At 41.8% G+C, this 13,979-nt stretch carries 11 protein-coding genes; 3 read left to right on the forward strand and 8 right to left on the reverse strand.

Going from position 1 to position 13,979, the window contains the following annotated elements; genetic code table 11:
* Positions 1–5: 5 nt before the first annotated feature.
* The 5 genes from AOG26_RS04015 to ccoN all read right to left on the reverse strand — a co-directional run bounded on the left by AOG26_RS04015 (position 6) and on the right by ccoN (position 3,920).
* Positions 6–497: a FixH family protein gene (locus tag AOG26_RS04015; protein WP_054561329.1), complete on the reverse strand. Its 492-nt coding sequence runs from the start codon at positions 495–497 to the stop codon at positions 6–8.
* 149 nt (positions 498–646) lie between these two features.
* Complete coding sequence (gene ccoP / locus AOG26_RS04020; RefSeq protein ID WP_054561330.1) at positions 647–1,612, reverse strand: cytochrome-c oxidase, cbb3-type subunit III; 966 nt, start codon at positions 1,610–1,612, stop codon at positions 647–649.
* Positions 1,609–1,794 (reverse strand): cbb3-type cytochrome oxidase subunit 3, encoded by a 186-nt coding sequence (locus AOG26_RS04025; RefSeq protein ID WP_054561331.1) that lies wholly within the window; start codon positions 1,792–1,794, stop codon positions 1,609–1,611. Before AOG26_RS04025 ends, ccoP begins: the two co-directional genes overlap by 4 nt.
* Positions 1,795–1,799: 5 nt before the next feature.
* A complete protein-coding gene (gene ccoO / locus AOG26_RS04030) occupies positions 1,800–2,474 on the reverse strand; it encodes a cytochrome-c oxidase, cbb3-type subunit II (RefSeq protein ID WP_054561332.1) in 675 nt (224 codons plus the stop codon).
* Positions 2,475–2,486: 12 nt separating this feature from the next.
* Complete coding sequence (ccoN, locus tag AOG26_RS04035) at positions 2,487–3,920, reverse strand: cytochrome-c oxidase, cbb3-type subunit I (RefSeq protein WP_036967883.1); 1,434 nt, start codon at positions 3,918–3,920, stop codon at positions 2,487–2,489.
* A 346-nt stretch (positions 3,921–4,266) separates the two neighbouring features.
* On the opposite strand from ccoN, the gene AOG26_RS04040 reads away from it, so the two are divergent.
* From AOG26_RS04040 to AOG26_RS04050, 3 genes are all read left to right on the forward strand, one after another.
* Positions 4,267–4,686: a hypothetical protein gene (locus tag AOG26_RS04040; protein ID WP_054561333.1), complete on the forward strand. Its 420-nt coding sequence runs from the start codon at positions 4,267–4,269 to the stop codon at positions 4,684–4,686.
* A 591-nt stretch (positions 4,687–5,277) separates the two neighbouring features.
* On the forward strand, positions 5,278–7,869 hold the full coding sequence (locus AOG26_RS04045; protein WP_054561334.1) for a TonB-dependent receptor plug domain-containing protein: 2,592 nt from the start codon (positions 5,278–5,280) through the stop codon (positions 7,867–7,869).
* A 108-nt stretch (positions 7,870–7,977) separates the two neighbouring features.
* Positions 7,978–9,354, forward strand: a complete 1,377-nt coding sequence (locus tag AOG26_RS04050) for a hypothetical protein (RefSeq protein WP_054561335.1) — start codon at positions 7,978–7,980, stop codon at positions 9,352–9,354.
* 42 nt (positions 9,355–9,396) lie between these two features.
* Here the strand turns inward: AOG26_RS04050 and AOG26_RS04055 are convergent, their stop codons facing one another.
* Genes AOG26_RS04055 through mfd form a run of 3 tightly spaced genes read right to left on the reverse strand, consistent with a single transcriptional unit; the run spans position 9,397 to position 13,975 of the window.
* On the reverse strand, positions 9,397–9,660 hold the full coding sequence (locus AOG26_RS04055) for a hypothetical protein (protein ID WP_054561990.1): 264 nt from the start codon (positions 9,658–9,660) through the stop codon (positions 9,397–9,399).
* An 11-nt stretch (positions 9,661–9,671) separates the two neighbouring features.
* Positions 9,672–10,502: a peptidoglycan binding protein CsiV gene (locus AOG26_RS04060; RefSeq protein ID WP_054561336.1), complete on the reverse strand. Its 831-nt coding sequence runs from the start codon at positions 10,500–10,502 to the stop codon at positions 9,672–9,674.
* A complete protein-coding gene (gene mfd, locus AOG26_RS04065) occupies positions 10,502–13,975 on the reverse strand; it encodes a transcription-repair coupling factor (protein ID WP_054561337.1) in 3,474 nt (1,157 codons plus the stop codon). The genes AOG26_RS04060 and mfd overlap by 1 nt, the downstream gene beginning before the upstream one ends.
* Positions 13,976–13,979 lie beyond the last annotated feature (4 nt).

The raw sequence follows: 13,979 nt of genomic DNA on the forward strand, positions 1-13,979 counted from the left end.
GTTTACTACTTATATTCAGGGCTAATCGAAATCGTTTTATCAGTTGGCAAAATGACATCTTCTTTAAGTTTCCAACTGTTATCGATTGGTTCAATAAACACTGTGTATGCACCGTCAACATGGGTGTCGAGTAGGGCAGTAAAATCGCCATGGGCGTTTTTCATTAGGCTTACATCAAAGTCATTGGCTTTAATGGTGCGATGATAAAATGACATTTTTAAAGAGTGAACATTGCTTGCATCACCCTTGGTGAAAGTGAAAGTTACTTTGTCGCCTGCAACATTTAAATCGCCATGTAAATAAAGTGCTTTTGCTTTATTAAATTTGCTGAGTTCAAGGTTAATTGCTTTGCCTTTTTTATAGTAATCATCAACAACCATATCTGGGCCGTTGCCAATCGCCATATAAATAAGACCAGCACAGCCGATGATGGCTGCAAGAGGAAAAGAGATTAAAAACCATGGCCAAAAGTTTTTATACCAAGGAGTGGGTTTCATAGTACTTATACCTTTAAAAACGTTGTACGCATTTTATCGGATTTAAAAGCAAAAGACTAAAAAAAAGCCTCCAGATGGAGGCTTTTTTGATCTTAATTAATCTATTGAATTAAAAGATTAATTGTTTATACATTTTATTAACCGCGTGGTTATTTATCTTGCGATAAGCTGTAAACGTACGCTGTTAATAAGTGAACTTTATCTTCACCTAAAATGTCTTTCCATGCTGGCATTACACCGGCGCGGCCATTGATTAGTGTTTCTTCAACAGCACGTTTAGAACCACCATATAACCAGATGTTATCTGTTAGGTTAGGTGCACCAAATGGTAAATTGTGTGCAACTGAACCTTTACCGTCAGCACCGTGACACGCAGCACACATTGCAAACTTAGCAGCACCTGCAGCAGCGTCTTTTTGGTTAACAGTACGGCCTGAAAGGCTAAGTACGTGAGCAGTCATTTCTTTAATGCCTTGCTCGCCAAGTGCATCACCCCAAGGTGGCATCGCAGCAACACGACCGTAAAGAAGTGTTTCTTTGATCTTGTCTGGTGTACCGCCGTATAACCAATCGTTATCCGTTAGGTTAGGGAAGCCTTGACCACCACGTGCATCTGAACCATGACATTGTGCACAGTTTTGAGAGAATAAACGTTGACCAATCTCAAGCGCTTTTTCATCTTTAACTAGTGTTTCAATATCTTGTTTTGCGAATGACTCAAAGATTGGGCCAAAACGCTCATCAGCAGCGATAAATTCTTGGTCTAATTGAACGTTCTCACCGTTAGCTAATGCTTGTTCAGTCGCTTCTTTAGACTCAGCTAAAGAAGTAATACCTTGGTTAGAACTTGTCCATTTACCTAAACCTTCCCAGTTACCTAAACCTGGGTAAGCAGCAAGGTAGTATACAGACCAAATGAATGTCGCGAAGAACATGTAAGTCCACCATTTTGGTAGTGGGTTGTTTAGTTCTTCAATGCCGTCAAACTCGTGACCACAGCTTTCGCCTTCTTTAACACCTGTGTAGTTTTTTAAGTTCCACAGAAGTAGGCCGAAGATGATAGCAAGACACGCTAGGGTTAATACGATAACCCATATACTCCAAAAGCTAGTCATTTCTCAGACTCCTTTTCCTCGTTAGAGATTGTGTTGTTGTGTTTTTTTTCATCTTCAAATATGGCATTAGCAGCGTTATCAAATCGGCTTTTGCTACGCTTGCTGTATGCCCATACAACAATCACAATAAACAGTACTAAAATTACCAGAGTCAAAATGCCTCTGTATGTTCCGTAATCCATAATAATTACTTCAAGTGTGTGCCAAGCTGTTGTAAGTAAGCGATTAGAGCTTGCATTTCAGTTGCGCCTTCACCATTGTTCATGGCTTCGATTTTCGCAATGTCAGCTTTTAGCTCTTCGTCGCTTCCGTAACCTTTACCGTCGTAACGGTCGCTTGCTTTGTCGATTCCGAAGCTATCACGGAATACTTGAAGCTTTTTAAGTGTATGGGTCGTATCGACTCTGTTTTCGTCTAACCAAGGAAACGCTGGCATGTTTGACTCAGGAACCACAGCACGTGGGTCCATTAAGTGAGCATGGTGCCAATCGTCTGAGTAACGCTCACCAACACGAGCTAGGTCAGGACCAGTACGCTTAGAACCCCATTGGAATGGGTGATCCCATACTGACTCACCAGCTACAGAGTAGTGACCGTAACGCTCAACCTCGTCACGGAAAGGACGAATCATTTGTGAGTGACAGTTGTAACAACCTTCACGCACGTAGATATCACGACCTTCCATTTCTAACGCTGTAAGAGGGCGTAAGCCATCAACAGGTTTAGTCGTATCGTCTTGGAACATTAGTGGAGTAATCTCAACTAACGCACCAAAGCTGATTGCAAAGACAGTCAAGATAGCCATTAGGCCAACGTTCTTTTCGACTATTTCGTGTTTGTTTTGTGAATTATTATTGCTCATCGTGCTACTCCATTATGCCAATTGTGCGTCAGCGTCTAATTGAAGCGAATCTTTCTTCGCTGCAATAGTACGATAAACGTTGTAAGCCATAATTAGCATACCTGTTACGATGAATACACCGCCTAGGAAACGCATGATATAGAACGGATACGAAGCTTCTAATGACTGTACAAAGCTGTACATTAACGTACCGTCTGAGTTTACTGCACGCCACATTAGACCTTGCATTACACCTGAAATCCACATTGCTACGATGTATAGAACAACACCAACAGTGTGTAACCAGAAGTGCGTGTTAACTAGTTTAACACTGTACATACGGCCTTGTGAGAATAGTGCAGGGATTAGGTGATAGATAGCACCGATAGAAATCATTGCAACCCAACCTAGTGCACCTGAGTGTACGTGACCTACAGTCCAGTCAGTGTAGTGAGAAAGCGCGTTAACTGACTTAATAGCCATCATTGGGCCTTCGAACGTAGACATACCGTAGAAAGATAGAGAAACAACTAAGAAACGAAGTACTGGGTCAGTACGTAGTTTATGCCATGCACCTGATAACGTCATGATACCGTTGATCATACCACCCCAAGATGGAACGAATAGGATTACTGACATAACCATACCTAAGCTTTGCGTCCAGTCTGGAAGCGCAGTGTAGTGTAGGTGGTGAGGACCTGCCCAGATGTATAAAGAAACAAGAGCCCAGAAGTGAACTACCGATAAACGGTAAGAGTAAACAGGGCGACCTGCTTGTTTTGGTACGAAGTAGTACATCATACCTAAGAAACCAGCAGTTAATAAGAAACCAACAGCGTTGTGACCGTACCACCACTGAACCATTGCATCTACAGCACCTGCGTAGATAGAGTATGATTTAGTTAGTGAAACTGGAATTGCCATGCTGTTTACAATGTGTAAAACGGCAACAGTAATGATGAAACCAGCGTAGAACCAGTTCGCAACATAGATGTGCGATACTTTACGCTTGATTAACGTACCAAAGAATACAACTGCGTAAGTTACCCAAACAACGGCGATAAGAATATCGATTGGCCATTCAAGTTCAGCGTATTCTTTTGAGCTGGTGATACCTAATGGTAAGGTAATCGCTGCTAGTACGATAACAAGTTGCCAACCCCAGAAGGTGAAGGCTGCTAGTTTATCTGAGAAAAGGCGCGTTTGACATGTACGTTGTACGACGTAATAAGACGTCGCAAAAAGTGCACTTGTACCAAATGCGAAAATTACTGCGTTCGTGTGTAACGGACGTAGTCGAGAGTAAGTTAACCATGGTGTATCAAAGTTAAGTGCTGGCCAAGCTAATTGGGCAGCAATCAGAACCCCAACACTCATGCCAACGATGCCCCAAATCACTGTCATAATAGCGAATTGGCGTACAACTTTATAATTGTACTCAGTTTGTGATGCTACTGTTTGGCTCATTTTCTGGCTTCCGCTGCAATAAATGCGTTTTAGAAATGAATTACCCACTTTAATACAAAGTGGGGCCTACTATTACTTCACAAGCGTGTTACCTAAAGCCAACTTAGCGGTGCTAGCTTCAGAAAACAAACTCGAGAAACCCTTATTTTTGCGATGGAAATGATAAAATTTTTGACCTTAAAAAGATAGGTCAATTGCATAAAATTATGACATCAATCAAATTTTAGCGCTTTGTTGGTTATTTTTTGTCAGAGATTGTATTTTTATTAGCTTATTCCATCTAGCATGGTTGTCTTTTCGCGGGTAGCTCACTAGTATCCGCTTTTATTTTATACAGGCAAATAGAGTGCGAACTAGTTTTTTACCCGTTTTCCTTTTCAGTGTATTTTTAGCTGCATGTGATAGCCAAAGTATAGAAGAGGGCAGCACAAGTACAAGTTGTGAGAACAATAGTCATTGTTATTACCCTAATAATGCAGAAGTTTGGCTGAGCAACCCAGATGTCAGCCCTGAGTTGCCTTTTGCAATCAACCTAAAGCTGCCGAAAGATGCTAAAAACCTCTCTGCAAAACTTGAAGGGGTCACTATGTATATGGGTTTTATTCCACTGCAGTTTAAACAGACAGGGCAAGTTTGGGTTGCTGATACTATGGTTGGCGCATGCTCTGAGCCTGTAATGACCTGGAAAATGATGCTCACTTATACTACTGGTGACAATCAACCACAAACTTTGCTTTATTATTTCGATTCACTGCAAACTCGATAACATCTTCCCTTATTTATTGTTGATCACAGCTTTTGATTATTTAAAAGCTGTGATTTATGTCATTCCTTCGTCATCTTTTTCTACTTTAATGTTCTTTATTAGTCGTATCTTTATACGGTATTGCAAACTGACGGAACAAAACCAAGAAATCATTCTCTAATACACTGTTTAACGGACTAACTTTGTCTATTTAGTTAATTTTAGTGAATAACTATGGTTAGCAGTCTTACCAAGCTTTTACGGTTTTTATAACGTTGTGTGATCAACTTGTAAAAATTTCATTTGTAGCACTAATCGGCCTTTAGTTACACTTGATTACAAAGTGCGTGCAATTGATTTCAATCGTGTTTTTTTTGCTACTTAATAATGTTAGCTTGCTGATGTGGCAGTGTTTTTTTCTGTTAACATTGATACATCGTGAAACCTTATTACCCAAAATGGATACGCTATTTTGGGGTTGTTTTTTCTTTAACCTGTCATTCAGTTTTCGTTCAGTTAACTGAGCCTAAGTTGCCCTCCGCTGACTCGTGATTCTAATAATAACGAGCGCTACCTGACTAAAGGTAAATTTCCAACAAGTAGGGTTTTCACATGAAAAAATCAATTCTTGGTTTAGCTGTTGTTTCAGCAATCCCAATGTTCTCAAGCATGCAAGTTTTAGCTGCTGATGATGCAGCAGAGTCTATTGAAAAAATTCAAGTTACAGGTTCTCGCATTAAGCGTACCGATATGGAGACGTCTAGTCCTGTAACTTTAATCGGCGCAGATGACATCAAAGCAATGGGTGCATCAAGCATCGATGGCGTTCTACAAAAAATGACTGCAGCAAGCGGTGCGATGACTAACCCTGCTGTTAACAACGGTTCAGGCGGTAACGCACGTGTTGACCTACGTGGTTTAGGCGCACAACGTACTCTAGTACTAGTAAATGGTCGTCGTATGATCAACTCTGGTACTGGCGCAGCATCTACTGTTGACTTAAACACAATCCCAGTATCAATGATCAAGCAAGTTGAAGTACTAAAAGACGGCGCATCTGCTGTATATGGTACTGACGCGGTAGCTGGTGTTGTTAACATCATCTTAAAAGACGACTTCGAAGGTCTAGACATGAACCTTAACGGTGCTATCACTGGTGAAGGCGATGCAGACGAAACGTCTTTCGATATCACAATGGGTTCAAGCTTTGACCGTGGTAACGTTGTAATTGGTTTACAATACACAGACCGTGGCGACGCTTCTCAAGCAGACCGTGATTTCTCTGATTGTCCAATCGAAGAAGATTACGAAAACGGTAGCTTCTACTGTGGTGGTTCTTCTTACACGCCTTTCGGCCACGTTTGGGCTGAAAATGCAAGCTTACAAGGTCAAGCAGACGGCGAGTGGCACGACTTCACTTCAGCAGGTGATGCTTACAACTACTCAGCAACAAGCTACCTTTACACGCCAATGCGTCGTTTAAACCTAACAGGTATCGGCCATTTTGACGTAACTGATGAAACGCGTTTAGTTTCTGAGTTCACTTACTCTAAGCGTTGGTCAACTCAACAAATGGCTCCACAGCCAGTATGGTTTGACTTCACTTACGATGCGGACACAATGGGTGACTCACTTCTTTCTCACGGCGTAGCTGACGGTGAAGACATCTCTTACGGTCGTCGTATGACTGACGTAGGTCCTCGTGGCTATGAGCAAGTTGTTGACACTGTACGTGCAGTAATCGGTCTTGACGGTGCATTTGACAACGGTTGGGGCTGGGATACTTCAGTAGTATTCGGTCGTAACGACTCAGTTGACCGCGCAACTAACCTACTTAACATGGGTTCAATCCAAGACGCAATCGAAGAGGGTACTTTCAACCCACTTAACCAAGCTGATTGGTCAGGTAGCAACCTTGCACAGTACAACTACACTGAAAACAACTCAGGTGGTAGCCAATTATTAGTTCTTTCTGCTGGCCTTAACGGTGAAGTAATGGAACTTCCTGCTGGTTATGTTGGTTTCGCTGCTGGTATCGAGCGTCGTGAAGAAAAAGCATGGTACGTTCCAGATTCACTAACTTCACAAGGTCTTGCAAATGACCCACGTGTTGAACCAACTGGTGGTCGTTTTGACGTAAACGAAGCTTACGTTGAATTCGCGGTTCCACTTCTAGCTGACGCACCATTTGCTCAAATGGTTGACTTAAGCGCTGCTGTTCGTGCATTCGATTACAGCACATTTGGTTCAGATGAAACTTGGAAATTAGGTCTAACTTGGCGTGTAAACGACGAACTAATGCTACGTGCTGTTCGTTCAACTGCATTCCGTGCTCCTACAGTATCTGAGCTTTACCAAGGTAAATCACCTTCATTCGAACAAGTTAACTTCCCTGGTGCACAAGACCAAGCTGAAGTAACTGTTGGTGGTAACGATCAATTAACGCCAGAGCTTGCTGATACAGTAACTGCTGGTTTCGTATACGCTCCAGAATGGTTCGACGGTTTCTCAATGACTGTTGACTACTACGAAATCGAAATTGAAAACTCAATTTCAAGCGTAAACAACCAGTACATCGTTGAAAACTGTCTTGATGCTTCTACTGGTGCATACAAGAACCAAGATACTGCTCTATGTCAGTCTTCTGCAATCAACTTCAACCAAAGCACTGGTCGCATTAGCTTCAACAACCAATTACAAAACATTGGTAATGAATCTACTAAAGGTTACGACGTAAACTTCAAGTATGCATTTGAAGCTGCAGGTCTTAACTGGCGCACAGGTCTTGATGTAACAATCCTTGATGAGTACATCGTTGATTCAGGCACAAGCACAATCGATTACACAGGTCTTGTAACTTCAGGTATCGGTAGCTACGCGAAAGTTAAGTCTAACTTCACTCTTAACGCGTCTGGCGACAACTGGGATGCACAATACCAAGCACGTATGATCGACGGTCTAGACAGCTACGCATGTCTTGCTGACGACAGCGAGTGTCTAGTACCAAGCGTTGGTACTGTTGTATACCACGACATCAGCGGTTCATACATCCTGAACGACACAGTGTCATTCTCTGCAGGTGTTAACAACTTATTCGATAAGCAAGCACCTTACTACTCAGGTAACAATGACTCAAACACTGACCCGTACACATACGATGTACTAGGTCGTCGTTTCTTCGCTGGTATGAACATCAAGTTCTAATCTAGTTTGAAATGATTACTAAGGCCCAGTTTTTACTGGGCCTTTTTTATTGTCTGAAAGCCTATCAACGCGTAAACTATAGAGGTACTTTTAACAAACGAGGTGATATTGCTTAAACAAGACGAAAACTTATCTTTTATTATTGAGCCTGAGCTTAAACCACGCACAGAGCAACGACTCGACCTGTATTTCTCCATTCCGAATGAAATGAGTGTTAACCCACAAACACTGAGCGAAGAATCATTCTTTAATAATAACTTTAAATCGCACCTTGCGTATAACGCTAACAACATTCACTTACCCTTAGTTAGAAGCCGCTTTGTTAGTAAAAACAAAGGTGAACAGCAAGATTATCGGCAAAACTTAAACTTATATTGTTATCAAGTTCGACTCGCGCTGAATGCCGATATTAAAGACACCCTAAAACACCAAGAAGCCGATGAGTTTTACCCTGCAGCCATTGAGTTGTGCGAGCAAACCAAAGGCTTGTTGAAAAAACTAAGACGCTACACCCCAGATGATGAAAAGCTACTGCCATTTTATAAAAACGCTGATAACTACTTAAGCTGGCATGTAGAGCAGTCATTTTTGAAACTACTGGATGAAGGGCCGCGCAGTAGTGATTTTGCAAAAGAGCGCAGTGAGCTATTAGAGTTTTGTAAAGCTGAAAACAGTTACCGTGAAGAGCAAGAATATAATTCGCAATCAACACTTGAAGATGCCAACCGTATCACCAACAAAATGCGCCTATTACAACGTTTGATTGAGCATGGAGTGGTGCTTACACGTAGCACGCGTCACTTAAACAGTTATTTAAAACGTATGGTAAAGGGCACGGTGACCGCTGTGATCATGGCCTTTGTGATGTTGGTTGTGTTAAATGCTCGCTCAAACTTTACCGAAGTAACAGCGACGTTGATTTTGATCTTGGGTGTTATTTATGGTCTTCGTGAAATATTTAAAGAAGACATAACACGGGTGATCTGGCGAGCTATCGTACGAGGGCGACCTAAATGGCGCTTTCAATTTAAAAACAGCATAACCAAAGACAAAATTGCCAGCCAATACATTTGGCTTGAATACACCAGTTTTAAACGCCTGCCTAAAGCGGTAAGAAGAATTTTTTCAAAGCGCCGCCATCAAAATAAACAGGCTGCTCAGTGGCTGCATTTTGCAAGCGAAACACAAGTTAACGCTAAAGAGTTTTTACCTGGCTACGATACCTTGCAACAAACCATGCAATTTAGCTTGGCACCGTTTGCTCGCTATTTAAAGCGGGGTGAAGGTAAGCTCTATCATCTAGATAGCAATAAAATCTCTAAGAAAGCCGTAGAGAGGCGTTATCAGTTAAATGTGGTATTAGTGTTTACACAAAGCGAAGATGAAACTTTGTATCAGCGCTACAAGATTACGTTAAATCGCAGCAAAATTGTCAATATTGAGCGTATTTACTCGCAAACTGACATTTTGAAAGATGAAAGATGAAAGATGAAAGATGAAAGGGTGGCCTTGGCCACCCATTTCGGTTTATTTAGCGTCTAAACCTGTTTTGCTGTAAAGCGACACTTTGTCTGATACTAAGGTGATTTCGATGTTTTTATCTTTGTTACCCCAGATACAGTTAGTGTGTAGTGTCTTTTCTTCACACTTATCCGCTGAACCTAAAATAGCTTCAACTTCAGTTTTATCCATACCAATTTCAATTTTTTCGTAGTTCTCTAAATTTACTTTTGAGCAACCAGCTAAAGTAAGTGCCGCAGCCGTTGCTGCAATTGCCATATATTTTTTCATAATTGTATCCATTAATGGTTGTAGCGTCTTATTTGCACGATCATCCCCATACGTGGGTGATCAAAATAATGTATCTCGTTACTGATCACACGTTTGAATTGTGAAAAACGTGCTTTTTCGTAATCACCAGTTTCTAAGCGCTGACTAATATCAAAATCTGCGTTTATAAACAGGTAGTGACGAACATAAATCTTCATTAAACCGTCTAATTCCCACTCAGGCACATTTTGCAGCTGATCGGGAATGTAGCGCTCAGTAGGGCCGACTAAACTAATAAAATCGTTGTTTTCTTCTACAGGACTTGCGTGTTTTACTAAGTGCTCGCCGGCAAAGAGGCGGATACTCGGTGCTCTTTTTTCACTCATTTCAGGAAAACGCCAGCCGGTGTGTAAAATTGGGGTTAAGCCTTTTTTATCAAGCTGATTTTTTTGTTCAACAAACTGTAATTGTTCTGGCGCCATTAAATAAATTTCGTCAGTGTCTTCACGGGGCTCAACAACGGGTGTCACAGGCAGTTGATTATAGCTTGCTAAAAAATCAACACTGTCATCACATACGTTTGAGTGAGGGTTGGTATTGACTAAAGAATCAGTGAACGAATCTGAGCGAAAGCGGCTATCGCCTTCAATACAAGCCTGTTTTGCTTGCTCTGTGTATGCAGGAGATAATAAATCTTTGCTACGCTTATCCTTGATTTCATCGTGTTTTAAACTGAAATCTTCCTGTAAATAAGGAGCCGGGCGCTGTTTATAAATAAGAACTTCTATTTCGAACCAACGTGCTGCAAATGACGAGCTTGTAAATAAGCAACAAAGCAGTAGTAAACTATTTCTAAACAACATTAATGGCTAACCTTTTTTTCGAAATCTGCAATCATTGCAGTGACCATTTTTAAGCGTTCGCGAGCGTTAGCTTCGCTAATTGCAAAGCGCAGTTTGTTTGCGCCATCCATTTTATACACCTGCGGTGCACTTTGTATCAAACCTATAATGAAGCTAGGGTTAACCTTTGTATGCTGGCTAAACTCAAAATAACCGCCTTTCGGGTTTGCTTCAATCTTCTTAATGCCAATATTACTTGCTTGCAGTTTTAAATGTTGCAAACTGAATAAGTTTTTTGTGGCGTCAGGTAGTAGACCAAAACGGTCAATCAGCTCTACCTGTAACTCGTCCATATCATTGAGGTTAGCACAGCTTGCAATGCGTTTATAGATACCTAAACGAGCATTTACATCATGAATATAATCATCAGGCAATAACGCTGGCAGCTTTAAGTCAACCTCAGTTTGCTGACCTAATAAGTTCTCAAGGGTTGGCTCTTTACCTTCTTTGAGGGAGTTAACCGCTTGCTCAAGCATTTCCATATACAAACTAAAACCAATTGTTTGCATTTGACCCGATTGATCATCACCAAGCAGCTCACCGGCACCACGAATTTCTAAATCATGAGTTGCAAGCGCAAAACCTGCACCCAAGTCTTCAAGTGACTCTATCGCTTCTAATCGTTTAACCGCATCTTTACTCAGTGATTTAGGGTTACCAGTCAGTAGGTATGCATACGCTTGGTGATGGCTGCGGCCAACACGACCACGTAACTGATGCAGTTGTGCCAGACCGAGTTTATCTGCTCTATCCATAATAATGGTGTTGGCAGTGGGTACATCGATACCGGTTTCGATAATAGTGGTACACACAATTACGTTATATTTTTGGTGATAAAAATCACTCATGATTTGTTCAAGCTCGCGTTCTCGCATTTGACCATGTGCGGTTGTTACGCTGGCTTCAGGTACCCATTCGCTAATTTCTTCAGCAACTCGGTCTATGGTCTCAACATTATTGTGTAAGAAATACACCTGACCACCGCGTTTAATCTCGCGCAGAATTGCTTCGCGAATAAGTTCAGCATCTCTTTGTCTTACAAAGGTTTTAACCGCTAAACGTTTCGCAGGCGGTGTAGCTATGATTGATAAGTCACGCATACCACTCATCGCCATGTTTAATGTACGTGGGATAGGGGTCGCTGTGAGCGTTAAAATATCGACATCTGCACGTAATGCTTTAATTTTTTCTTTTTGACGCACCCCAAAACGGTGCTCTTCGTCAACAATCAATAAGCCCAAATCTTTAAATTGAATATCTTGTTGAATAAGCTTGTGAGTACCAATTACGATATCTAATTTACCCTCAGCCATTTTATCTAGGGTGTCTTTTTGCTCTTTGGTTGAGTTAAAGCGCGATAAAACACCCACCTCAATTGGTAAATCGGCAAAGCGGTCTTTAAAGTTTTCATAATGTTGCTGTGCAAGTAGTGTGGTTGGTACAAGTACCGCAACTTGCTTGTTATCATTCACGGCCACAAAGGCTGCGCGCATTGCCACTTCAGTTTTACCAAAGCCAACGTCACCACATACTAAACGATCCATCGCTTGCTTACTTTGCATATCACCGAGCACAGACTCAATGGCGTTGCGTTGATCGTCAGTTTCTTCAAATGGGAAGCTGTCGCTAAACTGACGATAAGCACTGCCATCAAGCTTAAATTTATTGCCAGGCTTTGCTTGCCGTTTAGCGTAAATATCTAAGAGTTCAGCAGCCACATCACGAACTTTTTCGGCGGCACGTTTTTTTGCTTTTTCCCACGCATCAGAGCCTAACTTATGAAGCGGGGCAGAGGCTTCTTCGCCACCTGAATAGCGGCTCAGCATATGTAACGCTGAAACAGGCACGTATAGCTTTGCCTCGTTGGCGTAGATGATCGTAACAAACTCAGTGATAACACCGGCAGCATCAATGGTTTCAAGGCCTTGATAGCGTCCTACACCATGATCAAGGTGCACAATAGGTTGACCTTCACGTAGCTCAGCAAGGTTACGAATAAGTGCATCTTGGCTGGCTTCGTATTTGTGTTTACGGCGTCGACGTTGCGAGACCTTAATGCCTAGTAATTCTTGCTCTGTGATAATAGTTAAACGCGGCTTACCGTCTAACACCACACTTTGCTCAAGTGGCGAAACAATTAGGCCAACATCACTCGAACTATTGGTAAAATCGCTAAACGATTCAAATTCTTTAAGCTTTAAACCACTTGGCTTTAATAAGGTGAGTAATGATTCGCGGCGGCCATCCGATTCAACCGAGAGCAGCACGCGGCCTTTTTGTTTTTTCTCACTGGCAACATAGTCAATTAAACCTTGGTAAGGTTCATGTAACTTATGATCAATACGAACATTTGGCAGCTCTTTACTAGCAAGGTTGGTGTGACCCGCTTTGGTGCCTAATTTTGCTTGTGATAAGCGAATACGTGCATATTTACCAAACTCACCAAATAGTTCATTAACGCTTTGATACAGCTTTACAGGTTCAAGTAAAGGTCTGAGCGGATCAACACGACGGTTTTCATAGCGTACATTCACATCATGCCAAAACTGATCAGCAGCATGCTCAATATCGCCAAAATGCATAAACGTTGTATTGCTTGGTAAGTAATCGAAGATAGTTGCCAATTCATCAAAAAACAGCGGCATGTAATATTCGATACCCGCAGGCCAAGTTCCTTTAGTCACCTGCATATAAATTGAGTCTTGCTCAGAGCTTGCGCCAAATTGTTCACGATAATTGATACGAAAACGCTCGATGTCTGAGTCGTTAGTTGGAAACTCGTGAGCTGGCAGTAACTCAATTTTGTCGACTTTTTCATCAGAGCGTTGGCTTTCAACATCAAATAAACGAATGCTGTCTAGCTCATCATCAAAAAAGTCTAAACGAAATGGGTGAGGACTACCCATAGGGTATAAGTCAACGATAGAGCCGCGAATCGCGTATTCACCATGCTCCATCACTTGTTGTACGTGTAAATAGCCTGCTTGTTCTAAGTTTTCACGTAGTGTGTGTGTATCTAAGGTATCGCCCACTTTAAAGTTAAGGGTTGAACCATAAATAAACGAAGCAGGGGCAGTACGCAGCATCAAGGTCGAAACTGGCACGATTAATACGCTTTGTTGTTCTTTTTTTAAGGTATTTAACGTGGCTAAGCGCGCTGAAATAATATCTTGATGTGGCGAAAAATGATCGTAAGGGAGTGTTTCCCAGTCAGGGAAGACCATGACTGGGTTTTCAGGCAACAGAAATTCGAGTTCAGTTTCAAGGCGTAGGGCGCTTGGTGTATCTGGGGTGACAATCACAACCAGCTCGTTGTGTTGCTTTACACCTTCTGCGATAGCGATGCTAAGCCCGCTACCGGTAAGTTGTCCCCATTGAATTTTATCTTTTTCAGATTTTACCCAAGGCAATGCTGCCCATTGCGCAAACGCCATTTAC

Origin of the sequence: Pseudoalteromonas sp. UCD-33C (assembly GCF_001306895.1) — a bacterium.
Taxonomy (GTDB): Bacteria; Pseudomonadota; Gammaproteobacteria; order Enterobacterales; family Alteromonadaceae; genus Pseudoalteromonas.

What these genes read in the sequence shown, in the direction of transcription:
- AOG26_RS04015 (WP_054561329.1), bottom strand. Translation starts at nt 497, where the DNA reads ATGAAACCCACTCCTTGGTATAAAAACTTTTGGCCATGGTTTTTAATC.
- ccoP (WP_054561330.1), bottom strand. Translation starts at nt 1,612, where the DNA reads ATGACTAGCTTTTGGAGTATATGGGTTATCGTATTAACCCTAGCGTGT.
- AOG26_RS04025 (WP_054561331.1), bottom strand. Translation starts at nt 1,794, where the DNA reads ATGGATTACGGAACATACAGAGGCATTTTGACTCTGGTAATTTTAGTA.
- ccoO (WP_054561332.1), bottom strand. Translation starts at nt 2,474, where the DNA reads ATGAGCAATAATAATTCACAAAACAAACACGAAATAGTCGAAAAGAAC.
- ccoN (WP_036967883.1), bottom strand. Translation starts at nt 3,920, where the DNA reads ATGAGCCAAACAGTAGCATCACAAACTGAGTACAATTATAAAGTTGTA.
- AOG26_RS04045 (WP_054561334.1), top strand. Translation starts at nt 5,278, where the DNA reads ATGAAAAAATCAATTCTTGGTTTAGCTGTTGTTTCAGCAATCCCAATG.
- AOG26_RS04055 (WP_054561990.1), bottom strand. Translation starts at nt 9,660, where the DNA reads ATGAAAAAATATATGGCAATTGCAGCAACGGCTGCGGCACTTACTTTA.
- AOG26_RS04060 (WP_054561336.1), bottom strand. Translation starts at nt 10,502, where the DNA reads ATGTTGTTTAGAAATAGTTTACTACTGCTTTGTTGCTTATTTACAAGC.
- mfd (WP_054561337.1), bottom strand. Translation starts at nt 13,975, where the DNA reads ATGGCGTTTGCGCAATGGGCAGCATTGCCTTGGGTAAAATCTGAAAAA.